The 21,724-nt window shown below is 62.4% G+C and carries 27 protein-coding genes; 6 read left to right on the top strand and 21 right to left on the bottom strand.

Annotated elements, in window-relative coordinates:
* Positions 1-9 precede the first annotated feature (9 nt).
* From phnN to phnC, 7 genes are all read right to left on the bottom strand, one after another.
* Positions 10-609, bottom strand: a complete 600-nt coding sequence (gene phnN, locus FHT76_RS23760; RefSeq protein WP_183863490.1) for a phosphonate metabolism protein/1,5-bisphosphokinase (PRPP-forming) PhnN — start codon at positions 607-609, stop codon at positions 10-12.
* Complete coding sequence (locus FHT76_RS23755) at positions 606-1,745, bottom strand: alpha-D-ribose 1-methylphosphonate 5-triphosphate diphosphatase (protein WP_183863488.1); 1,140 nt, start codon at positions 1,743-1,745, stop codon at positions 606-608. Before FHT76_RS23755 ends, phnN begins: the two co-directional genes overlap by 4 nt.
* A gap of 12 nt (positions 1,746-1,757) precedes the next feature.
* Positions 1,758-2,453, bottom strand: coding sequence for a DUF1045 domain-containing protein (locus tag FHT76_RS23750; RefSeq protein ID WP_183863486.1), 696 nt, complete (start codon positions 2,451-2,453; stop codon positions 1,758-1,760).
* 131 nt (positions 2,454-2,584) lie between these two features.
* Positions 2,585-3,925, bottom strand: coding sequence for a phosphonate ABC transporter, permease protein PhnE (gene phnE, locus FHT76_RS23745; protein ID WP_183863484.1), 1,341 nt, complete (start codon positions 3,923-3,925; stop codon positions 2,585-2,587).
* 8 nt (positions 3,926-3,933) lie between these two features.
* The gene (gene phnE, locus FHT76_RS23740; RefSeq protein WP_259126372.1) at positions 3,934-4,914 is read right to left on the bottom strand and encodes a phosphonate ABC transporter, permease protein PhnE; all 981 of its coding nucleotides are present in this window, start codon (positions 4,912-4,914) and stop codon (positions 3,934-3,936) included.
* Between the two features lie 71 nt (positions 4,915-4,985).
* The gene (gene phnD / locus FHT76_RS23735) at positions 4,986-5,891 is read right to left on the bottom strand and encodes a phosphonate ABC transporter substrate-binding protein (protein ID WP_183863480.1); all 906 of its coding nucleotides are present in this window, start codon (positions 5,889-5,891) and stop codon (positions 4,986-4,988) included.
* 89 nt (positions 5,892-5,980) lie between these two features.
* A complete protein-coding gene (gene phnC, locus FHT76_RS23730) occupies positions 5,981-6,826 on the bottom strand; it encodes a phosphonate ABC transporter ATP-binding protein (RefSeq protein ID WP_183863553.1) in 846 nt (281 codons plus the stop codon).
* Positions 6,827-7,088: 262 nt separating this feature from the next.
* On the opposite strand from phnC, the gene FHT76_RS23725 reads away from it, so the two are divergent.
* Positions 7,089-7,301, top strand: a complete 213-nt coding sequence (locus FHT76_RS23725) for a hypothetical protein (protein WP_183863478.1) — start codon at positions 7,089-7,091, stop codon at positions 7,299-7,301.
* A 94-nt stretch (positions 7,302-7,395) separates the two neighbouring features.
* On the opposite strand, the gene FHT76_RS23720 is transcribed toward FHT76_RS23725, so the two are convergent.
* The 9 genes from FHT76_RS23720 to phnG form a co-directional block, all read right to left on the bottom strand.
* Positions 7,396-7,926, bottom strand: coding sequence for a ribonuclease H (locus FHT76_RS23720; protein WP_183863476.1), 531 nt, complete (start codon positions 7,924-7,926; stop codon positions 7,396-7,398).
* A gap of 79 nt (positions 7,927-8,005) precedes the next feature.
* A complete protein-coding gene (locus FHT76_RS23715) occupies positions 8,006-8,407 on the bottom strand; it encodes a hypothetical protein (protein WP_183863474.1) in 402 nt (133 codons plus the stop codon).
* 328 nt (positions 8,408-8,735) lie between these two features.
* Entirely contained in the window at positions 8,736-9,353 is a 618-nt protein-coding gene (locus FHT76_RS23710) for a DapH/DapD/GlmU-related protein (protein WP_183863472.1), read from the bottom strand.
* Entirely contained in the window at positions 9,350-10,060 is a 711-nt protein-coding gene (gene phnL / locus FHT76_RS23705; protein WP_183863470.1) for a phosphonate C-P lyase system protein PhnL, read from the bottom strand. Before phnL ends, FHT76_RS23710 begins: the two co-directional genes overlap by 4 nt.
* 64 nt (positions 10,061-10,124) lie before the next feature.
* The gene (gene phnK, locus FHT76_RS23700) at positions 10,125-10,901 is read right to left on the bottom strand and encodes a phosphonate C-P lyase system protein PhnK (RefSeq protein ID WP_183863468.1); all 777 of its coding nucleotides are present in this window, start codon (positions 10,899-10,901) and stop codon (positions 10,125-10,127) included.
* Positions 10,898-11,779 (bottom strand): alpha-D-ribose 1-methylphosphonate 5-phosphate C-P-lyase PhnJ, encoded by an 882-nt coding sequence (locus FHT76_RS23695; RefSeq protein WP_183863466.1) that lies wholly within the window; start codon positions 11,777-11,779, stop codon positions 10,898-10,900. Before FHT76_RS23695 ends, phnK begins: the two co-directional genes overlap by 4 nt.
* Positions 11,776-12,885 (bottom strand): carbon-phosphorus lyase complex subunit PhnI, encoded by a 1,110-nt coding sequence (locus FHT76_RS23690; protein WP_183863464.1) that lies wholly within the window; start codon positions 12,883-12,885, stop codon positions 11,776-11,778. The genes FHT76_RS23695 and FHT76_RS23690 overlap by 4 nt, the downstream gene beginning before the upstream one ends.
* A 3-nt stretch (positions 12,886-12,888) precedes the next feature.
* Complete coding sequence (phnH, locus tag FHT76_RS23685; RefSeq protein WP_183863462.1) at positions 12,889-13,497, bottom strand: phosphonate C-P lyase system protein PhnH; 609 nt, start codon at positions 13,495-13,497, stop codon at positions 12,889-12,891.
* Complete coding sequence (gene phnG / locus FHT76_RS23680) at positions 13,497-13,964, bottom strand: phosphonate C-P lyase system protein PhnG (protein WP_183863460.1); 468 nt, start codon at positions 13,962-13,964, stop codon at positions 13,497-13,499. Before phnG ends, phnH begins: the two co-directional genes overlap by 1 nt.
* A 98-nt stretch (positions 13,965-14,062) precedes the next feature.
* On the opposite strand from phnG, the gene phnF reads away from it, so the two are divergent.
* Positions 14,063-14,794, top strand: a complete 732-nt coding sequence (gene phnF / locus FHT76_RS23675) for a phosphonate metabolism transcriptional regulator PhnF (protein ID WP_183863458.1) — start codon at positions 14,063-14,065, stop codon at positions 14,792-14,794.
* A gap of 48 nt (positions 14,795-14,842) precedes the next feature.
* Here the strand turns inward: phnF and FHT76_RS23670 are convergent, their stop codons facing one another.
* The gene (locus FHT76_RS23670) at positions 14,843-15,373 is read right to left on the bottom strand and encodes a DUF6428 family protein (RefSeq protein WP_183863456.1); all 531 of its coding nucleotides are present in this window, start codon (positions 15,371-15,373) and stop codon (positions 14,843-14,845) included.
* Positions 15,374-15,415: 42 nt separating this feature from the next.
* Here FHT76_RS23670 and FHT76_RS23665 point away from each other — a divergent pair, with 42 nt between their 5' ends.
* From FHT76_RS23665 to FHT76_RS23655, 3 genes are read left to right on the top strand one after another with little or no spacing between them, the layout of a single operon-like run.
* Positions 15,416-15,772 (top strand): helix-turn-helix transcriptional regulator, encoded by a 357-nt coding sequence (locus FHT76_RS23665; protein WP_183863454.1) that lies wholly within the window; start codon positions 15,416-15,418, stop codon positions 15,770-15,772.
* On the top strand, positions 15,769-16,299 hold the full coding sequence (locus FHT76_RS23660; RefSeq protein WP_183863452.1) for an arsenate reductase ArsC: 531 nt from the start codon (positions 15,769-15,771) through the stop codon (positions 16,297-16,299). Before FHT76_RS23665 ends, FHT76_RS23660 begins: the two co-directional genes overlap by 4 nt.
* A complete protein-coding gene (locus FHT76_RS23655) occupies positions 16,299-16,982 on the top strand; it encodes an MIP/aquaporin family protein (RefSeq protein WP_183863450.1) in 684 nt (227 codons plus the stop codon). The genes FHT76_RS23660 and FHT76_RS23655 overlap by 1 nt, the downstream gene beginning before the upstream one ends.
* A gap of 46 nt (positions 16,983-17,028) precedes the next feature.
* Here the strand turns inward: FHT76_RS23655 and FHT76_RS23650 are convergent, their stop codons facing one another.
* Positions 17,029-17,865 (bottom strand): oxidoreductase, encoded by an 837-nt coding sequence (locus FHT76_RS23650; RefSeq protein WP_183863448.1) that lies wholly within the window; start codon positions 17,863-17,865, stop codon positions 17,029-17,031.
* Positions 17,866-17,952: 87 nt separating this feature from the next.
* Here FHT76_RS23650 and FHT76_RS23645 point away from each other — a divergent pair, with 87 nt between their 5' ends.
* Positions 17,953-18,366: a helix-turn-helix domain-containing protein gene (locus tag FHT76_RS23645; RefSeq protein WP_183863446.1), complete on the top strand. Its 414-nt coding sequence runs from the start codon at positions 17,953-17,955 to the stop codon at positions 18,364-18,366.
* Between the two features lie 62 nt (positions 18,367-18,428).
* Here the strand turns inward: FHT76_RS23645 and FHT76_RS23640 are convergent, their stop codons facing one another.
* From FHT76_RS23640 to FHT76_RS23630, 3 genes are read right to left on the bottom strand one after another with little or no spacing between them, the layout of a single operon-like run.
* On the bottom strand, positions 18,429-19,064 hold the full coding sequence (locus FHT76_RS23640) for a 2,3-bisphosphoglycerate-dependent phosphoglycerate mutase (protein ID WP_183863444.1): 636 nt from the start codon (positions 19,062-19,064) through the stop codon (positions 18,429-18,431).
* A 21-nt stretch (positions 19,065-19,085) separates the two neighbouring features.
* Entirely contained in the window at positions 19,086-19,910 is an 825-nt protein-coding gene (gene dapB / locus FHT76_RS23635) for a 4-hydroxy-tetrahydrodipicolinate reductase (RefSeq protein WP_183863442.1), read from the bottom strand.
* Between the two features lie 20 nt (positions 19,911-19,930).
* Positions 19,931-21,718, bottom strand: coding sequence for an ABC transporter ATP-binding protein (locus FHT76_RS23630; RefSeq protein WP_183863440.1), 1,788 nt, complete (start codon positions 21,716-21,718; stop codon positions 19,931-19,933).
* Positions 21,719-21,724 lie beyond the last annotated feature (6 nt).

The following is a 21,724-nucleotide window of genomic DNA, read 5'->3' as shown; positions in this document are numbered from 1 at the left end:
ACCTCCGCGTCAGCCGATCTCGGCCAGAAACGCGTTCAGCGCATCGATGATCCTGCTTCCGCCTTCTTCCAGCGAACCGCTGTTGTCCAGGTCGACCACGTCGTAATCGCCGCGCACCGTCAGGGGGCCGCGTGCGAGCCTGGCCATGATGTCTTCATGCGTCTCGCGGCCGCGAGCCTCCAGGCGGCTTGCCAACACCTCGGCGGTCGCTGTCACATTGATGACCTTGAGCCGCGGGAATACGGCCTTGAAGTGGTGGAGCGCCGAACGCGAACCGTTGGCAATAACCAGATTCCCTTGTGCGAGCGCGACCGACACCTCAGCCGGAATGCCATATTTCAAGCCGTGCGCTTCCCACCAGACCGCGAAGTTTCCGGCCTGCTCCATCGACGCGAAACCCTGGGCCGACACGGCGAGATGCTGCTCGCCGCTGGCATGGGTGTGGCGGGTGATGACACGGCGGACAAAATGCACATCCGGGCGGCCCTGGAAGTGCTTGGCGGCGAGCGCCATCAGCGTGTCCTTGCCGGCACCGCTCGGGCCGACGACGACCACCATGATGCCGCGCTCCGTTCCCGGAACAATGTGAGGTTCGTGCGAGGGCATCATGCGACTCGGCGTCCTTCGCGCCACACGGAGCGAGTGACCGGAACGCCGTGGTCCCGGTAGACCCGCACGAGGTCAGCGCGCAGGCTAGGCGCGATCCGGCCACGGTCGTTGAGGTTGACGGTGCGCGCCGGCGTCGACGTAACCATGGCGATTGCCTGCGGCAGCGAAATGCTCTCGACGTCGTCGGCCAGGATGAACGGCGCGTAGAGCAGGCTGAGTGGCACGTAATCCGACGACAACACGTCCAGCACGCCCCGCTCCGCAAGGTCGCGGGCCGCGATGTTGCCGGAGTGGGACTTGCCACGCACCACGTTGGGGGCGCCCATCAGGACGCTCATGCCATGGCCATGCGATGCCTTGGCCGCATCGAAGCTGGTCGGGAACTCAGCGAGGCGCACGCCGTTCTCGATCGCCTCGTCGACATGGGCGAGCGTGGCGTCGTCGTGGCTGGCAACGGTGATACCGCGCTCGGCGCAGACCTTGGAAATGGCCGTGCGGTGCGGCGTGGAATTGCGCTCGGATTCGGACACGCGGCGATCAACGAACTTTGCGAACTCGGCGTCGGAGAGGCCGCGCTTCTTCTGATAGTAAAAGATGTACTGGTCCATCGTCTGGAACTGGCGCTGGCCGGGAGCGTGATCCATCAACGAGACCAGACGGACATAGGGATCGTTTTCGAAATCGGCGAAGTGCTGCAGCACGTTGTCGGCGGAGACTTCGCAGCGCAGGTGGATCAGGTGCTCGGCACGCAGGCGACCTTCCTCCTCGGCCTTCTGGATCGCATCGGCCATCTCGCGCATTTCACCATGCTCGAAGCCGCCGTCTTCATCAGCACCCATGCGCAGGCAATCGAAAACCGTTGTGATGCCCGAGGTGACGATCTGGGCGTCGTGCGCCTGGATTGCCGCCGTCTTGTGCCAGCGCAGGCCGGGGCGCGGCGAATAGTGACCCTCGAGATGGTCCGTATGCAGTTCGACGAGACCGGGGATCAGGTAGTCGCCCTCGAAGTCTTCGCCGATATGAGAGCTGCCCGTCGAGATATCGGCGATCTTGCCATCGCGGACGAGGACCGATCCGTTGACGATCTCGTCTTCGAGGACGATACGCGCATTGGAAAAGACGGTTTCTTTGCTCATGGATCAGGTCTTTCAGCTTTCAGCGCCGGCAAGCGGCCACCAGGAATGAACTTTGAACGGGGCGCCCCGCGCCTCCTCGACGAATACGGCCAGGCCGGAGATTGCCAGCGGCCGGCCCGTGAAGGCCGAAAATCGCTCGGCCAGGATTTCCTTCATCACGCCCGATCGCTCGGGTGGCACCTTGCCGGTCAGGGTCATGTGGAAACCGAAGTCATCCATGACGTAGGGATAGCCCCAGCGCAGCAGATTGGCCCTCTGGCTTTCCGTCAGCTCCTCCGGCTTGCGGCGCGCGACATCGGCCTCCGAGAGCGCGGCGCGGAACGGTTCGAAGGACTTTACCACCTTCGCAGCGAAATCCTGAAGCGGCGGATGCAGGAAACCGGGGATCAGCGCGAAAAAGCGGCCGAGCTGGCCGAGCACCAGTTCCGGAATCTCGAAAGCAGGCGTGCGAGCGGCAAAATCCTCGACGACCGGGATCAGGTCCTTCTCGGTCACGGAGGCCGCCAGGCTGAACGGCGCCTTGATGGTCGCGTGGAAGCCGTAACGCCGCGGATCGGCGGTCAGCTCGAACTGTTCGCCGGCCGGCATCTCCGGATATTCGGGAGCCGGATAAGTTTCGCCGGTGAAGGCATCGCGGCCAAGCCAGAGCGAAGCCGTGCCGTTCAAAGGATGATCCTTCGGCGGCGTGAAATAGAGTGCGTAGCGCAAGACGCGTATCCTGGGAAATCGTTCCGAAAGCGGGCCGCAGTCTGCCGCGATTTGCACGGCAACTGCAAGGCCGGTTTCCGGCTAAAAGATTTCCGTGACAGAATGATGATGGCCGAGGCCGATACTCACATTTAATGTGTCTTCGTTCCCATCAGCCGGTGACGCAGGGCGTTCGAAGCCATGTCGAACAGGAACACCACCATCAGGATCAGAAGAACCATGTAGGCGACGTTTTCCCAGTTTGCGTTGGTGCGCATCGATTCCCAGAGCTTGAGGCCGATACCGCCCGCGCCAACGGCGCCGATGATCGTCGCACCGCGGACGTTCGATTCCCACTGGTAAAGCGTCTGGCTGACAAAGACAGGAACGATCTGCGGGATGATGCCGTAGCGGTGCGTGAGCATCGTGGACGCACCTGTCGACTTGATGCCTTCGCGCGGCTTGTTGTCGATATTCTCGAGGCCTTCGGAATAGAGTTTGCCGAGCGTGCCGGTTTCCGTGAGGAAGATCGCGCCGGAGCCGGCGAGTGGACCGGGGCCGAAGGCGCGGGTCAGAAACAGCGCCCATATCAGCATGTCGACCGAACGCAGGAAGTCGAAGGAGCGCTTCAGGACCTGATTCAACAGCCTGTTCGGCGTGATGTTGCGCGCCGCCAGGAACGCGAGCGGGAAGGCTGCCAGCGCACCAAACAGGGTGCCGAGGAAGGCCATGACAATGGTCTGGAAAAGCTTTGTCCAGACATCGCCATGCTGCCAGGCGCTGTTGTGCCAGATATTGTCGAAAGCAAGCGACAGATTGGATTGACCGGGCTTCAGTTCCGGACCCGAAACGATCAGGCTCAGGACCTCGCCGGCCGGCTTGTCGAAGAACGGCGATTGAGTGTCGAAGACGAAATTCGCCCAGCCGAGGAAGCGCTTGCGGATCTTTACGCGGTCGGCGGAGATGCTGACGTCGCCGGCAAAGCCGAGATCGGCAAGAACGTTGTCGTCATAGACTGTCATCCAGCTCGGGACGGGGCCCACGACCTTCGGCGCACCGCTCGACAGTTCGACCGGGACAGCGATGCCGTGGGCCGTGACGACGGCTTCGGTCTTCGAAACCGTGACCGTGCGGCTCTCGCCACTCACCGAAACCGAGACGCTGCCATCCGGGTTGTTGACCACCCAATCGGGATGCGGGTTGTCGCCCAGCGGCGAGAAGCGCGGATACTTGACGGTGATGCCGGTATCGCCGATGCGGAATTCCGGCTGGACGTCGTAGCTTACCCACTGGCTGAGATAGAGGCCGACACGTTCCCAATGCGCTTCGGCCAGCAGCTTCGGCAAGTCGAAGAACCAGGTGGCGTAGACGCCATAAAGCAGCGTCGCGATGACGATCATCAGGCCGCCGAACCGCTGACGGAAGGAACGTTTGAAGTAGTCCGGATAGCGGAGTTCGATTTCATGCATCCGGTTGGCGTCGATCACCGTCATGGCGGACCTCAATGCTGCAGAAGGAAGGCATGCTCGCCGACGAGGCGGCGGCGCAGCCATGCGGAGAACTGGTCAACCGCGACAATGGTGATGAAGAGCAACAGAACCAGTGCCACGGTCTTGGCACCGAAACCGCGCGAGATGGAAAGCTTCAGCTCCTCGCCGATACCGCCGCCGCCGACGGCGCCGATGATGGTGGAGGCACGGACATTGACCTCCAGGCGAAGCAGCGCATAGGACATGAAATTCGGCAGAACCTGCGGCAGCGCGGCAAAGCGGACGCGCTCGGCCCAGCTGGCGCCGACGGCCTTCATGCCTTCATCCGGCTTCATGTCGATATTCTCGACGACTTCGTAGAAGAGCTTTCCAAGTGCGCCGATCGTGTGAAGACTGACGGCGATGATGGCGGCGACCGGACCGATCGAGAGGATCGCGGCAAAGAGGCCGGCGATTACGATCTCGGGAAAGGCGCGCAGGAATTCCATCAGGCGCTTGACGACGATGCGCAGCGGCGAAGAAGGCGAAAGGTTGCGGGCTGCGAGGAAGCTCATCGGCACGGCGAAGACAAAGCCGATGATGGTCGAGACCAGCGCGATGTTGATCGTGATGATCATCAGCTCGAAATATTCGGGGATGTAGAAGCTGCCCGATACAGGCACACGACCGAGCGCGAAATTGTATTCTTCGCCGGTCTGGTGGCTCGGGCTTTCGATATCGAACAGCGCCCGCCAGACGTCGTTCCAGTCCTTCGGAACAAGCCAGCTCACGAAATCGAAGAGGTGCGGAAGGCGTTCGAAGAAATGGCCGGCATTGCTTTCGTCCGCGAACTTCACGGAGCTGACGAAAGCGACCAGGAGGATCACCAGGCCGAGACCAGTGTAGAGGCGCCGGCGCGCCACCATCTTGCTCCACGCCTCGCCGATTTCATGGGCGCTCTGCTGCGGTTGCTGCGCGCGGTGCGTCTGGGAATGGGGATCGGCAAAGGTCATGAAACGATGTCCGCTTTCTTGGCAGGAAAAAGGGCGGCCACAAGGGCCGCCCCTCTCGATCTCAAGATCGATCAGCCGCCGATGGCAGCCTTACGAGCGTCGATGATCGCGTTGTAGAAGTCAGGCTTGACCTTGGAGTAGCCCTTGAAGTCGCCGCCTTCGATGGCTGCGAAGCACTTGGCGTCCTTTTCCGGAAGCTTCATGAAGAAGTCCGTGAGCTTGGCCTGCCACTCGGTGCCGAGTTCGTTGCGAACGACGAGCGGGCCGTTCGGGATCAGCGGCGAGCGCCATACTTCAACGAGCTTGTTCGGATCAACGGTGCCCTTGTCGACAGCCTTGCGGAAGGTGCCGGAGGTGTAGCCGTCCTTGAAGTCGCCGATGCCCGAGCTATCGTCAACAGCAACGTCGACCTTGCCGTCATAGGCAGCGAGAAGGTTGTTCTCGTGGCCGCCGTTGAACTGCGTCGAAGCGAAGTACTTGTCGTTCGGAACGCCGGTGTCCTTCGGGATCTGCGTCAGCGGGATCAGGTAACCAGACGTGGAGTCCGGATCGGCGTAGCCGAGCTTCTTGCCCTTGGCGTCCTTGATGTCCTTGATGCCGGCCGACTTCAGAGCGAGACCGATCGAGTAGTAGCCGGTCGAGCCGTCTTCCTGCTGCGTCGTCAGGATCGGGGTTACAGCCTTCGGATCCTTGATGTGGACGGCTGCGTAACCGGAAGCACCGAGTTCTGCGAAGTCGAGCGTGCCGCCGAGGAGACCCTGGATAACGCCGTCATAGTCGGCAGCCGGGAAGAGCGAAACCTTCTCGAAGCCGAACTCCTGCTTCAGGTGGTCGGCAAGGCAGGCGTAGTTGCGAAGACGGTCGGCTTCGTTTTCGCCGCCGAGGATACCGACGCGGAATTCCTTGAGGTCGGCAGCATGCGAAACGCCAGCGAGCGCAAACAGCGCCGTGGCGGCAAAAAGTGCTTTCTTCAACATGGTTCTCTCCTGATTGACCGGGGTCTCCGGCAATTCTGTTTAAGAAGAAGTGTGCCCATAACGCAGGCTTACGATCGAGGCCGCCCCTCTCAGAGACCGGCCAGCGCCAGCGGTTGCAAGCCGGCGGATTGTTGCGCGGCTGCGGCCGCGGGAATGTTGATCGAGGTCGACGTCATCGTTTCGTCGATGCCGGCGCCGTTCTTGTCGGTGCCGTAGATCTGCTTGACGGCTTCCGCCGTCAGTTCGGACGGCTTGCCATCGAAGACGACGCGACCGGCCGACATGCCGACGATGCGCTCGCAGTAATTGCGCGCGGTGTCGAGCGTATGCAGGTTGGTGACGACGGTGATGCCTTCACGCTCGTTGATGTCGCGGAGTGCATCCATGACGATCTTGGCGTTCAGCGGATCGAGCGAGGCGATCGGCTCATCGGCGAGCAGCATCTTCGGGTTCTGCATCAGGGCGCGGGCAATGGCGACGCGCTGCTGCTGGCCACCCGACAAGGTGCCGGCCATCTGCAGCGCCGTCTGCTCGATGCCAAGACGCTCGAGGGCGGCAATGGCGTGAATGCGCTCTTCGCGGCTGAAGACGCCGAGCAGGCTCATTGTCGTCGAGCGGTGGTTGAGGCGGCCGAGCATGACGTTCGTCAGCACGTCGAGACGCGGCACGAGATTGAACTGCTGGAAGATCATCGCACAGTCGCGCTGCCAATTGCGCAGTGCATGGCCACGCAGACGCGAGACTTCGACGCCTGCGAAATGGATCGAGCCTGACGTCGGCTCCTGCAGGCGGTTGATCATACGCAGCAGCGTGGACTTGCCCGCGCCCGAGCGGCCGATGATGCCGACCATCTGTCCCTGAGGAATATCGAGCGTCACGGAATCGACGGCAGTCTTGGTTCCGAAACGGCGGGTGACATTCTTCAGTTCGAACATCATGCTCTTCCTCATAGTCCAGGTGCGATATGGGGCAGTGCATTAGTCCCGGTTCATGAAGCTCCAATGTCAGTTTTGTGTAAGGACTGTCATAATCGAGGCTTTGGTGGATAACGAAACCCGCCGGCTTGCCTGCAGACAAGGGCCTGCTGGTCGGCGTCTCGCCTCGCGATTTCAACCCCCGGCCTGTCGCCGTTGACGGTTGACCGGACCGCCAGTCGATGGCAGGCAATCCGGGACCCGACGATAGTGGAGCAAAGCGATGGATCAGACACTCTTCAAAAGCCTGTGCAAAGGCGGCAAGTTCAAAGAGGCACTCGCTCTCGCCACCCGCGGACACGAGGACGAGAAGTTCACGCCCAGCCGCTTCTCGATGGACAAGAAGACCGGACTGCCGATCTTCTACCGCGGCAACAAGCGCGTCGAGCCCGATGAGAACGGTGAATGGCAGCTGGCGAAGAACCCGTGGGCGTGAGGGCCGAAGCCAACAGTTGATCGCGGCAAGTTACGCGCCGGCAGCCCCTACCGGAAACCGCACCGCCGCGGCCGGACCAGCCTGAGTCAACCGTTCACCGGGTACCTTTGCCACGCAACGACAGGCGGCCGCGCTCGGCAAGCTCATCCGCGCGCTCGTTGCCGGCAAGGCCCGAATGGCCCTTGCACCAGGCGATGGTCAGCAGGCGATTGCGAGACAGCTGGCCGTCGATCGCTTTCCAGAGATCCGGATTTGCGATGGTTCGGCTCCGGGCCTTCGCGTTGGCACTTATCTTCTTCCAGCCGTTGTTCTTCCAGATGTGGCGCCACTGATTGCAGCCTTTGACGGCGTAAGCCGAGTCGGACCATACGACAGCAGCTTCCTCCGTGGCGTTGGCGTTGATCCAGGTCACGGCTTCGAGCAGCGCGATCAGTTCCGTCGTATTGTTGGCGGTATCCTTGACGCCGCCAAAACCGCAGGCGACTTCCGCATCGTCGCGATGGACCACGAACGCCCAGCCACCCTCGCTTGAAACAGGTTCGTAGCAACCGTCCGCGAAGACGTAGAGTTCTTGCCCGGCAGCGACATTTTCAGGGAGGAGGACAGTGTCGGGGTGGTCGGTCATTTGCGCCTTGTGGATATCCATCCGCGAAGGACGGATCGCGGAGGCTCGGTCTTACGCCGAGCCGTCCGGAAAGCCAGACCTATTCGGCAGCAGCCAGAAACACCGCGTTCTCTGACGAAGATGCAAGGGCGCGAACCCTGGCTTCCGTCCTGGCGATCAGCCGATAGAACTCGTCTGTCGCTTCGACATCGAGCTGGATGACGGCATTTACGTCGTCCGGGGTATCGCAGACGCAGGCGACCGCCGATATCGGACAGATGCCACCCGGATACCGCTTGCCGGTTCCCGTGTAGGCGCGACGACCCCACTGTTCCGAATAGACCGTTTCCTCACGCTCAAGCTGCAGGATCGTGCCCTTGCAGGCCGTCACGATCGCAGCCTTGCCGTAAGCGAACCAATGATAGTTCAGCTTGCGCAGAATATATTTGCCAGTGATATCTTCGCCGGCCAATTCCGCCGGATCTTCAATCATTCTGATCATGATGACTTCCTCAAGATCAGCCTAATATCCATGAAGTACGTTTATCAGACAAGTCGGAAAAGGTTAGCTTTTGTAAAGACTTAGTCACAATGTATTTCCGATTCTTACAGGAATTGGCATTCGCGCAAGCTCATCCACGGCCAAACGGGTGGTATCCTTGCGGCAAACAGGGGTCGCCTCCGGCTCTTCCCTAGCAGAGACAGACGCGACTATTGTGACAACGGGGTGCGCCGATGCTTCGTCGGCTGCAAGTTTTAGCGCCCGGGCGAGCCGCGAATAGCGGTGATCGGCCGGCCGCTTTTGGGCGGCCAAGCTCCGGGGCGCCCGATCATGCTTCGTAGCGGGCGAGGAAATCTTCGGCGCTCAGCGCGCGGAAATCGGCCAGGGCAACGCGCAGGCGATCGTGCTCCCAGTCCCACCAGGCGAGCTTGTCCATCCGTTCGCCGACCTCTTTCGGGAAGCGTTCGCGGATCAGCTTGGCCGGGACGCCGCCGACGATGGTGTAGGGCGCGACATCCTTGGAGACGACGGCACCGGCGCCAATGACGGCGCCATTGCCGACCGTGACGCCGGGCAGGACGGTGGCGCCGTGACCGATCCAGACGTCGTGGCCAATGACGACGCGGTTAGAGCGGCGCCATTCGAAGAAGTCGGTCTCCATATCGGCATCCGGCCAATAATCGGCGGCGCGATAGGTGAAATGGTGCAGCGTCGCGCGCCAGGTCGGGTGGTTGGTGGCATTAATGCGCACCGATGCTGCGATGTTGACGAACTTACCGATCGTCGCGCACCAGATGGCGCCGTCCTGCATGACATAGGAATAGTCGCCGAACTCGACCTCCTCGATGCGGCAACGCTCCGAGACCTCCGTGAAGCGGCCGAAGGTGGCGTTCTTCACGGATGCCGATTCATGGAAATAAGGCTCGAGGCCAATCTTGCGGCTCATGCTGCGATTGCCTTTCGCGGCGAGAACTTCTGGACGTCGAGAATGCGGTCGGCGACGGCTTCGCGCACTTCCTCATCGTGGAAGATGCCGAGCAGGGCGACGCCCGCCTTCTTCTTCTCCTCGATCATGCCGACGACGACGGCGCGGTTCCTGGCATCGAGGGAAGCGGTCGGCTCGTCGAGCAGCAGGACTGTGTGATCGGTGATGAAGCCGCGGGCGATGTTTACGCGCTGCTGCTCGCCGCCGGAGAAGGTGGCTGGCGGAAGCTGCCAGAGCGCTTCCGGCAGGTTCAGCTTCGCGAGAAGGTCTGCCGCCTTTTCGCGTGCCGTTTCCGCCTTCTCGCCACGGGCAACCAGCGGCTCGGCAACAACGTCGATCGCCGCGACGCGCGGCACGGTGCGCAGGAACTGGCTGACATAGCCAAGCGTATCGCGGCGCACGGCGATGACGGTGCGCGGGTCGGCTGTTGCCAGATCGACGATCTTGTCGTGATGCTTGATGAGGATCTGGCCGCTATCGACGGCGTAGTTGCCGTAGATCATCTTCAAGAGCGAGCTCTTGCCGATGCCCGACGGGCCGCCGAGCACGACGCATTCCCCGCAGGCAACGGAAAAGGATACATCCGAAACGACCGGCAGCTTGATGCCGTCGCGCAGGTGCATGGTGAAGCTCTTGACGACTTCAGAAACAACGAGTGGCGTTGCCATGATTTCTTTCCTTAGTTTCGCTTGCCGCGGACACCGGTAGCCGGAGTCAGAACGGCATTCGCGATCAGACCTGCAGGATGGAGGAAACGAGGAGCTGCGTGTACGGCTCGCGCGGATCGTCAAGCACACGATCGGTCAGCCCCTGCTCGATGACATGGCCATCCTTCATCACCATCATGCGGTGCGACAGCAGGCGCGCGACGGCAAGGTCGTGGGTGACGATGATGGCGGCAAGACCAAGATCGTTGACGAGCCCGCGAACGAGATCGAGCAGGCGGGCCTGCACCGACACATCGAGGCCGCCGGTCGGCTCGTCCATGAACACCAGACGCGGGCCGGTCACCAGATTGCGGGCGATCTGCAGGCGCTGCCGCATGCCGCCGGAGAAGGCCCGCGGCTGGTCGTCGATACGACCCTCGTCGATCTCGACGCGCTGCAGCCAGTCGACCGCGGTGGAGCGGATATTGCCGTAGTGGCGATCGCCGATCGCCATCAGGCGTTCGCCGACATTGGCGCCGGCCGAGACCGTCATGCGCAGACCGTCAGCCGGATTCTGATGCACGAAACCCCAGTCGGTGCGCATCAGGAAGCGGCGCTCGGCCTCGTTCATGCGATAGAGGTCGCGATAGGCGCCGTCGCGCATGTGGTATTCGACGCTGCCGGTCGTCGGCATCAGGCGCGTCGAGATACAGTTGAGCAGTGTCGTCTTGCCTGAGCCGGATTCACCGACGATGGCGAGCACTTCGCCGGGCCAGAGCTCGAAGGAGACATTCCGGCAGCCGATGCGGTTGCCGTAGAATTTCGAGACGTCATTGACTTTGAGAAGCGGGGTGTCGCTCATTCGGCGGCCTCCTGATTGGGTGCCAACATCTCGCCGGCATGCCCATGGGCGCGGCGGTCTTCGCAATGGTCGGTGTCGGAGCAGACGAACATGCGCCCGCCCTTGTCATCGAGGATGACCTCGTCGAGATAGACCTCCTCGGCGCCGCAGAGCGCACAAGGCTTGCCGAAGCGCTGGATCTCGAAGGGGTAGTCGTCGAAATCGAGGCTGACGACTTCGGTATAGGGCGGAACCGCATAGATGCGCTTCTCGCGCCCTGCCCCGAAGAGCTGCAACGCGTCCGACATGTGCATTTTCGGATTGTCGAACTTCGGCGTCGGCGACGGATCCATGACGTAGCGGCCGGCAACCTTGACCGGATAAGCATAGGTCTTCGAGATGCGGCCGTTGTGCGCGATGTCCTCGTAGAGCTTCACATGCATGAGGCCATATTCCTCAAGCGCGTGCATCTTGCGGGTCTCGGTCTCGCGCGGCTCGAGGAAGCGGAGCGGCTCCGGGATCGGAACCTGGTAGACCAGCACCTGGTTGGCCCCGAGCTTCTCTTCCGGGATGCGGTGGCGGGTCTGGATGATCGTCGCGTCCTTGGTGTGCGTCGTCACCGCGACATTCGCAACCTTCTGGAAGAAGGCGCGGATCGAGACGGCGTTGGTCGTGTCGTCGGCGCCCTGGTCGATGACCTTGAGGACATCATCCGGCCCGATGATCGAGGCCGTGACCTGCACGCCGCCGGTGCCCCAGCCGTAAGGCATCGGCATCTCGCGCGAGGCGAACGGCACCTGATAGCCGGGAATGGCGATCGCCTTCAGGATCGCGCGGCGGATCATGCGCTTCGTCTGTTCGTCCAGATAAGCGAAATTGTAGCTGGCTAGATCGGTCATTCCGCAGCCTCCTTCATCGTGTCATCGCCGCCGACGCGGTTGGCTTCGAATTCGTTGCGCATGCGGCGAACCAGATCGAGTTCCGCCTGAAAGTCGATGTAATGCGGCAGCTTCAGATGCTCGACGAAGCCGGTCGATTGAACGTTGTCGGCATGCGAGATGACGAATTCCTCGTCCTGTGCCGGAGCCGTGATGTCTTCGCCGAGTTCTTCGGCGCGCAGTGCTCGATCGACAAGCGACATCGACATTGCCTTGCGCTCGCTCTGGCCGAAAACCAGGCCGTAGCCGCGGGTGAACTGCGGCGGCGCCTTGGACGAACCCTTGAACTGGTTGACCATCTGGCACTCCGTCACCTGGATGGTGCCGAGCGAGACGGCGAAACCAAGTTCGGGAACATCGAATTCGACCTCGACTTCACCGATGCGGATTTCGCCGGTGAAGGGATGGTTGCGGCCGTAACCGCGCTGGGTCGAATAGCCGAGCGCCAGCAGGAAGCCTTCGTCGCCGCGGGCCAGCGCCTGCAGGCGCAGATCGCGGGTCATCGGGAATTCCATCGGCTCGCGCGTCAGGTCGCCGATCTCGTGATCCTCGGGCATTTCGCCATCGCCCTCGATCAGGCCTTCCTGTGCCAGAATTTCCGAAACGCGCATGACGCGGCCGGATTCGGCATCGCGAAGTGTCGGCTCCTCGACGGCTTCGTCTGACAGCAGCGAAGGGTCGAGGAGGCGATGCGTATAGTCGAAGGTCGGACCGAGCAGCTGGCCGCCCGGCAGATCCTTGTAGGTGGCGGAGACGCGGCGCTCGATCTTCATGCGGGCGGTATCGACCGGCTTGCTATAACCGAAGCGCGGCAGCGTCGTGCGATAGGCGCGAAGCAGGAAGATCGCCTCGATCATGTCGCCGCGCGACTGGCGGACGGCGAGAGCGGCAAGCGTGCGATCGTAGAGCGAGGCTTCGGCCATGACACGGTCGACGGCCAGCGCCAGCTGCGCGACGATCTGGTCGATACCGATAGCCGGCAACGAACGGTCACCGCGACGGCGATCCGCCAGCAGGCGATGGGCGTTGGCAATGGCGGCTTCGCCCCCTTTGACAGCAACATACATGGGTCACATCTCCGTTGCGGTGATCTTGGTGGTGCGCGGCAGGCAGACGAACCGGCTGCCCGAGGTCAGCACGATGTCGATGCCGCGCGGGAAGAGGGCGCGGTTCTCCGTCCAGAGGCGCAGGAAGGTGTCGGGCAGGCCAAGCGGCGCGATATCGGTGACCGTCTTGATGCCAGGGCCCATGAGCGCCAGCTTGCGGCCGCCTTCGATATCCGCCAGTTCGATGACCAGTGTCGTCGAACGGTCAGGATACTCCTGGGTGCCGGCGGCAAAGAGACCGAAGGACGACAGAGGCGTTCCGGCTTCGACGAAGGCGAAGCGCGCTTCGGCCTTCTCCGGCGTGACAGGCGCGCCGGTGTGGAAGCCGAGCCATTGCGGCACGGCGGATTTCGCGAGACCTGATGACAGCCAGACCGGGGTATCGTGATCGCAGAGCGTCAGCGCGATCGCGCCTGCCGCAACGCCGAGGGGGGCCGGCGGCAAAGCATCGGGGGAAACCGTCTGGATCGTGCCCGGACGCGCCATCGCATCCATCATCAGCTTGAAAACCCGCTGGGCGTGGAAGACCGGCTCGGCAAAGCCACCAGTCAGAACTTCCGTCTTGAGGCTCATCAGTCGTCTCCGCGAACCATGGTGAAGAAATCGACGCGGGTTGCTGCCGTCTCATCGGCCTTGCGGCGATCGGCATCCGCCACGCGTGCGGCGACCGGCTGCAGCAGCGCCTGCTCGACGAAGGATTGTGTGGTCTGCTCCTGCCAGAGGGCGTCGAAGATGGCGGAGAGCCGGGCCTTCTCACGATCGGTGCCGAGCGCCTGGGCGTGACCGACTGAGCCCGAGGCAAGGCGCACGGTGGCGCGGGTCACCGTCACCTCACCGAGGTTGAACGGCGCACCGCCGCCGCCCATCCGACCCCGGACCATGACGAGGCCCGTTTCCGGTCCGCGCACAGGCTGGACCGCCGGCTTTTCCGCCAGCTTGTCCCAAGCCGCGACCAGCTCCTGCCGCTCCGCACGCGCAAGCAGGTCGACGACGCGCTTGCGCCCACCTGCCCCCGGCTCATTCTTTTCCGCTAAGGTCATCGCCACATCCTTTAAATGTTTATTGATATAGACAACTATACAAGATATGGTTACGCTTAAATCGGCGACATGACAAGCGTGTGACATCAAGGGGTAAAATGGCGGGGCAGGTACAAAGACAGACGGGCGTGGCGCTGTGGCGGCAGATCGCCGACCGCATTCGCCAGGCGATCAGCGCCGGTGCCTATGACGAGACCGGCATGGTGCCGCCGGAGACGGTGCTGGCGCTGCAGTTCGGCGTCAACAGACATACAGTCAGAAGCGCGATCGCTGCCCTTGCCCAGGAGGGTATCGTGCGCGCCGTGCAGGGGCGCGGCACGCTGATCGAGCGCAAGGAGCGGCTGAACTTTCCGATCACCAAGCGCACCCGGTTTACAACAGGGATCGGCGAGCAGGCGCGCGAGATGCGCGCACTGCTGCTTTCCCATTCGGAGGAGAAGGCTGACGCGGACGTGGCGCGCGGGCTGAAGATCCGGCCGGGCGAGCCTGTCGTGCGCATGGAAACGGTGCGCAAGGCCGATGGCCGCCCGGTCTCCTGCGCGACGGCGTGGTTTCCGGCCGCGCGCTTCGGCGGCATGCCCGACGCCTACAAGCGGACGGAATCGATCACCAAGGCCTTTGCGGAGCTTGGACTATCCGACTACGTGCGCGCGACCACCGAGATCACCGCCGTCCATGCCGATGAGGCGGATACCGCAGCACTCGAACTGGCGCCCGGCGCGATCCTGCTGATCACCAAGGCCGTCAACACCGACCTCGAAGGCGTGCCGGTGCAATATGCGATCAGCCGGTTTGCGGCCGACCGCGTACAGTTCACGATCGAGAATTGAGAGGGCGCGTCTGAAACCTGGCGTTGATCAGCCGCCCTCGCCCGACAGTCACGCGCTCGGCTCAGCGTCAACCGGCTTCGCGCTCGCAGTGGGAATACAGCAAGATTGTGCGGGCTGTTCCGCAAGCCAGCGATCGCGCGGCTTGCAGCTCGCCGGCCGCGGCGACAGGTCGACGTGCACGGTGCCGTCGCGCAGCACTGGCATCGCGGCGCGGTAAAGCTGCATCGGTTGAACGCCGTCGCTGACTTCGAATGTCAATTTGGCTGAATCGTCGATCTTCACGGCCTCAGTAACCTTGCGGATGATCGCGAGGAATTTGCCGGCAGGCATATGGGTACGGTCGTCCTCCTCGATATCCCAAAGCTGAACGAAGATCTCCGTCCATGCTTCCCGGTTGGCACCGCAGTCCAGCGCCGAGAACTGGCCGGCCTTTACCTCGGTGACATGATAGCCCGGCTTCACCGGTCGTCCGTCGTAGTAGAATATCAGCGGAAAATCGTTGGCGCCCGTAAGCACGCCGAGTAGCTGGCAGAGCGTGATATCGTCTTCCTGAACTTTGCTATTGTCGATCGTATCCATCTGCGTTATTCCTAATTTCAATTATTCAAGGATTGTTGAAATATGGATCAACGTCAAGCCCTCGTTGCGTTCGGCGCGCTATCTCAGGAAACCCGCCTGCAAATCATCCGCATGCTCGTGGTCGCCGGCCCAAAAGGCATGGCGGCGGGCGCAATCGCAGAACAGGCGGAGGTATCGCCCTCCAACATCTCCTTCCACCTGAAGGAACTGGAACGCTCTGGCCTGATCGCGCAACAGCGAGAATCCCGATCGATCATCTACACCGCAAACTACGAGGCGCTCGGCGGCCTGGTTCGCTTCCTGATGGAAGACTGCTGCTCCGGACACCCGGAAATCTGCGCGCCCGCCGCCGAGGTTGCGGCCTGTTGCGCCCCTAAGATGGAGGAGGAACTGCAATGACCACCGACCGCACCTACAACGTGCTCTTTCTTTGCACCGGCAATTCCGCTCGCTCGATCCTGGCCGAATCCATTCTCAACACGGAAGGCAAAGGCCGGTTCAAAGCGTATTCGGCCGGCAGCCAGCCGAAGGGAGAGGTCAACCCTTACGCATTGAAGGAGCTGCAAGCGCAAGGCTATCCGTCGACCGGATTCCGTTCGAAGAACTGGGACGAATTCGCCGCGCCAGGCGCTCCGGAGATGGACTTCATCTTCACGGTCTGCGACAGCGCAGCCGGCGAGGCCTGTCCGGTGTGGATTGGCCATCCCATGACTGCTCATTGGGGTGTTGAGGATCCCGCTACCGTCGAAGGCAGCGAAGTCGACAAGGGCCGCGCCTTCGCGCAAGCCGCCCGCTTCCTGAAGAATCGTATCACTGCTTTTCTGAGCCTGCCGCTGTCCTCGATCGACAAGCTTGCGCTGGAAACGCACCTGCGCCAGATCGGCGCCCTCGAAGGCACCAGCATCCGGCAGCCCAAGGCAAGCTGATGGCCGGGTTTGATCTGCCGCGCCGGCTGGTTGCAGAAGCGCTCGGGACAGCGATGCTTGTCGCAACAGTGGTCGGCTCCGGCATCATGGCGGCATCGCTCACCCAGGATGTCGGCCTGGCACTGTTGGGTAACACGCTGGCGACGGGCGCGATCCTGGTGGTATTGATCACCATCCTCGGCCCGATCTCCGGCGCCCAATTCAATCCTGCGGTCTCGCTGGTTTTCGCTCTCTCCCGCAGGTTGCCGAAGCGCGACTTTGGGGGATACATCCTGGCTCAGATCGTCGGCGGCGTGGCTGGCACGATCGCCGCTCACCTGATGTTCGCCCTGCCACTTGTTGAAATGTCGACCAAGGTCCGTACCGGCGGCGCGCAGTGGTTTTCAGAAGGCGTTGCAACGTTCGGGCTGGTGGCGGTGATCCTCGCCAGCGTCAAGTTCGAACAAAAAGCAGTGCCCTGGCTGGTGGGGCTCTACATCACGGCCGCCTATTGGTTCACTGCCTCGACCTCGTTCGCCAATCCCGCCGTCGCTTTGGCACGATCGTTGACCAACACCTTCTCCGGGATCCGTCCGGTCGACCTGCCGGGATTCTGGCTCGCCGAGATTGCCGGAGCGGTCGCCGCCCTCATCCTGTGTACTTGGCTTCTGCGGCCAAGTAGTGCTCAGACCGGCAGAGCCTAAATTTCACGCCCAGCCGCGTGCAGAAAGGCGACCGTGGATGGAGGCATCAGCGACCGGGCTCGAAGTCGGTGGAGACACTGAGATCCCGCCAGGCCACATGCTCCTTGGCTCGCACCGCATCGTTCTGCTCGACGCCGCGCACCGCATCGCTGCCGAGCAACAGGCGCAGCGGTGGTTCAGCGAGAGCGGCGACATGGATGATTACCGTGGCCGCCTTTGCTGGATCGCCCGGTTGTTTGCCGTTGTAGTCGCGCTGGTAGCGGGCCATCTTGCCGACGGTGTCTTCGTATTCCGGGCGCCCTTCTCGGAGCGTGGTAGAGGCGCCAGCAAAATCGGTCCTGAAGCCGCCGGGCTCGATGATCGTCACCTTGATGCCGAGCGGACCGACTTCCCGGGAAAGCACCTCCGAGAAACCTTCGACGCCCCACTTTGCGGCCGCATAAGGCGCGCGGCCGGCTGGGCCGATGCGGCCGCCGACGGAGGAAAACTGGATGATGTGACCGGAACCCTGCTCGCGCATCAGCGGCAGCGCCGCCTTGGTGACGATGATTGTTCCAAACAGGTTGGTTTCGATCTGGGCGCGGAAATCGGCAAGGCTGGTATCCTCGATCGATCCGACGTCGCCGTAGCCTGCATTGTTGACGAGCACGTCGAGGCGTCCGAACGTCTCAACCGCTGCCTTCACGGCTGATGCGGCCGATTGCTCGTCGGTCACATCAAGAGGAATCGTCAAGACATTGGCGGGGTAGCGGTGCTTGATATCCTCTAGCTGCGATGGATCGCGCGCGGTCGCGACCAGCTTGTGCCCTGCCGCCAGCACCGCTTCCGCAAGCGCCCTGCCGAGGCCGCGAGAGCTGCCTGTAATCAACCAAACCTGTGACATCCAAAATCTCCTTGATCCGTCGCAAGACCATATAGGCAAGTCGGTTTCATCTTGAAAGAAGGCACCCGCAGGAGCTATACATACCTAATGGTAACTGACCTGGACGATGGTACATTCGATTTTTGCGAGACACTGACCGACGCGCAGGATGCGCTGGCCCGCGAGATGCTGGAGCGCGCCAGCGCAAAGTGGCCGCTGCGCGTCATGCACATCCTTGCCGAGGCCAAGGCCCCCTTGCGCTTTTCGCGGGTTCTGGAGCGGGTCGAGGGGATCAGCCAGAAGGTGCTGACGCAGACACTGCGGACGCTCGAAAGCGACGGGCTGGTGACGCGGACGCTCTACCCACAGGTGCCGCCGCGGGTGGAGTATGAACTGACGCCGCTCGGCGGCGAGCTTCTGGTGGAGGTGGTGACGCTCTGGCAGTGGATCGCCAACCGCCTGCCGGATTTCGAGGCGGCCCGAGCAAAGGCGCCCCGGGCGGGAGCCACGTCAAAGAGCTAGTAAGCTGGTGGCGACAAGGCTGGAAAGCGCCGCGCAGCCGGACGTGCGAGGCGCAATCGATATCAATGCGCGCCGGACATATCGCCAAGCACTTCCTTGGAAGCGACGGTCGAGTCGGCGTTGAGCTTGTAGACCATCGGAACGCCGGTCGCGAGGTTCAGCGCCAGGATCTGTTCCTTGGTCAGACGGTCAAGAACCATGACCAGAGAGCGCAACGAGTTGCCGTGGGCGGCGACCAGCACCTTTTCGCCGCGCAGGACGCGGGGCAGGATTTCGGTCAGGTAGTACGGCCAGACGCGGGCGCCGGTGTCGCGCAGGCTTTCGCCGCCCGGAGGCGGAACATCGTAGGAGCGGCGCCAGATATGGACCTGCTCTTCACCCCACTTGGCGCGGGCGTCGTCCTTGTTGAGACCGGAGAGATCGCCGTAGTCGCGCTCGTTCAGCGCCTGATCCCTGAAGGCCTTGAGGTCCGGCTGACCGACGTTGTCGAGGATGATCTTCAGCGTGTCCTGGGCGCGCTTCAGATCCGAGGTGAAGGCGACGTCGAACTTGATGCCGTAATCGGCGAGCGCCTTGCCGCCGGTGTTGGCTTCCTGAATGCCGAGTTCGGTCAGGTCAGGGTCCTTCCAGCCGGTGAAAAGGTTCTTGAGGTTCCAGTCGCTCTGGCCGTGGCGAACGAGGACGAGAGTGCCGCTCATGAAAAATGCCTCCGAAAAAGATTACTTTGAAGAAAGCCCGAGCACGTCGAGCATGGAATAGAGACCGGGCTTCTTGTCGCGCGCCCAGAGCGCTGCCTTGACGGCGCCGCGGCCGAAGATCGAGCGGTCGGTGGCGCTGTGCGACATCGTTACGGTTTCGCCCTCGCCGGCGAAGATCACCGAATGCTCGCCGACGACGGAGCCGCCGCGCAGCGTCGCAAAGCCGATGGTGCCCTGCTCGCGCGGGCCGGTGTGACCGTCGCGCACCCGCACCGAATGCGAGGCGAGGTCGATGCCTCTGCCCTTGGCCGCCGCGTCGCCAAGCAGCAGTGCGGTGCCTGAGGGTGCATCGACCTTGCGCTTGTGATGCATTTCGAGAACTTCGATATCCCAGTCGGCAGGTTCCAGGGCACGAGCCGCCTGTTCGACGAGGACGCTGAGCAGGTTGACGCCGAGGCCCATATTGCCTGATTTCACGACACGGGCGTGACGGGCAGCAGCCGCGATCTTCGCGTCGTCGTCGACCGAGCAGCCGGTCGTGCCGATGACGTGGACAATGCGTGCCTGGGCCGCCAAGGCGGCGAATTCCACCGTGCCGGCGGGCGACGTGAAATCGAGAACGCCTTCGGCATGGAGAAAGGCCGCCAGCGGATCATCGCCGATGATCACGCCATTCGGGCCGAGACCGGCAATTTCGCCGGCGTCCTTGCCGAGGAAGGGCGAGCCGGTGCGCTCGACGGCGGCATGCAATGTCACGCCGTCAATGGCGTGAATGAGACGGATGAGCGTCTGCCCCATGCGCCCTGCTGCGCCAACCACCACCAGTTTCATCGCAGCATCGCTCATGTCAGTCGATCATCCTATTGTCAGCGGGCATCGGAGGCGGCCGGCCTCTGCAGATTGTTGAGTCGAGCGTAGAGACCGTCGCTGCGCCGCGCAAGGCTGTCGTGGTTGCCCTCTTCGATGATGCGGCCCTGCTGCATGACGACGATCTTGTCGGCGCGGACGACGGTCGAAAGACGGTGGGCGATCACGACCACTGTGCGGCCGACCATGGCCTCATCGAGCGCCTTCTGAACGGCCGCCTCGGACTCGGTGTCGAGCGCCGAGGTCGCCTCGTCGAGCAGCAGGATCGGAGCGTTGCGGACCAGCGCGCGGGCGATGGAGAGCCTCTGGCGCTGACCGCCGGAGAGCGTCACGCCATTCTCGCCGACCGGCGTGTCGTAGCCCTGCGGCTGCGCAAGAATGAACTCATGCGCATAGGCCAGGCGGGCCGCGCGTTCGACGTCCTCGTCGGTCGCCTCTTGGCGGCCATACCGGATGTTGTCGCGAATCGTGCCCTCGAAGAGGTACGGCTGCTGGGAAACATAGGCCAGCTGCTCGCGCAGCGACTGCTTCGTTACGTGCGCGATGTCCTGACCATCGATCAGAATCTGACCGGCCTTCGGATCATAGAAGCGCGGAATGAGGGTGATGATCGTCGACTTGCCGGCGCCGGACGGACCAACCAGCGCCGTGGTCTTGCCGCCTTCGGCGAAGAAGCTGACATCGCGCAACACTTCATCCTCGCCGTAGGCGAAGGAAACGTTGCGGAATTCGATTTTGGCGTCCGTGACGACGAGCGCCTTCGCGTCCGGCACGTCGCGCTGATGCGGGACCGTGTCGAGGAATTCGTAGATCATGCGGGCGTTGACGACAGCGCGCTCCATCTGCACCTGCAGGCGCGCGAGGCGGCGTGCGGGATCGTATGCGAGCAGCAACGCTGTGACGAAAGAGAAGAAGGCGCCCGGTGGAATGTTGTTATAGATCGTGCCGTAGGCGGCATAGGCAAGGACGCTGGCGACCGCGAGGCCGGCAAAGCTTTCCGTCAGCGGTGCCGTCCGTTCCGACAGGCGGGCGATCCGGTTCGCGCGCCGTTCTGCGCTCTCGACGAGCCTGTCAACCTTGCCTTCCAGCTGGCCTTCCATGGTGAAGGCCTTGACGATAGCGATGCCCTGGATCGTTTCCTGCATCGCGCCTGCGACATGGTTGTTTACGTGGATCGCGTCTTTTGTCGCGGTACGAAGCCGCTTCGACACATATCGCAATGCGTAAAGAAGAGGCGGCGCCAGAACAAACACCGCGAGGCTCAGCAGCGGATCCTGGATGATCATCACCGCCAGCAGCGAGACGAACGTCAGAAGGTCGCGCACGGTCGAGGTGATCGTCAGGTTCATCACATCGCGAATGCCGCTGATGTTTTGATTGAGCTGCGAAACGACGTGGGCCGAGCGCGTCTGGTTGAAGTAGCCGAGCGACAGCTTCATCAGGTGCGAATAGGCACGCTGCTGATATCGCGCCACGATATTGTTGCCGATCTTCGAGAGCACCACCGCCTGGCCGTAGCTCGCGAAACCGCGCGCGACGAAGGCAATGAAAATTGTAAAGCAGATCGCCCAGACAATATCCGCACGCCGGTTCTGGAACGCCTCATTGACGACGGACTTCATGATCCAGGCGGTATACGCCGTCGACAGGGCGACGATGACGAGGCAGGTGATCGCAAAAACATAGCCCCACAGATGATCACGGCCGTTTTCCGCGAGGATGCGCTTCAAGATGCCGGTGATGCTGTCGCTGTTAACGGGCGTCTTCTGGGTGTCGGGTGATTGCAAAAATCA

Source organism: Rhizobium sp. BK176 (assembly GCF_024808055.1).
The sequence above is the reverse complement of the archived record's forward strand: the minus strand, read 5'-3'. Positions and strand labels throughout refer to the sequence as shown.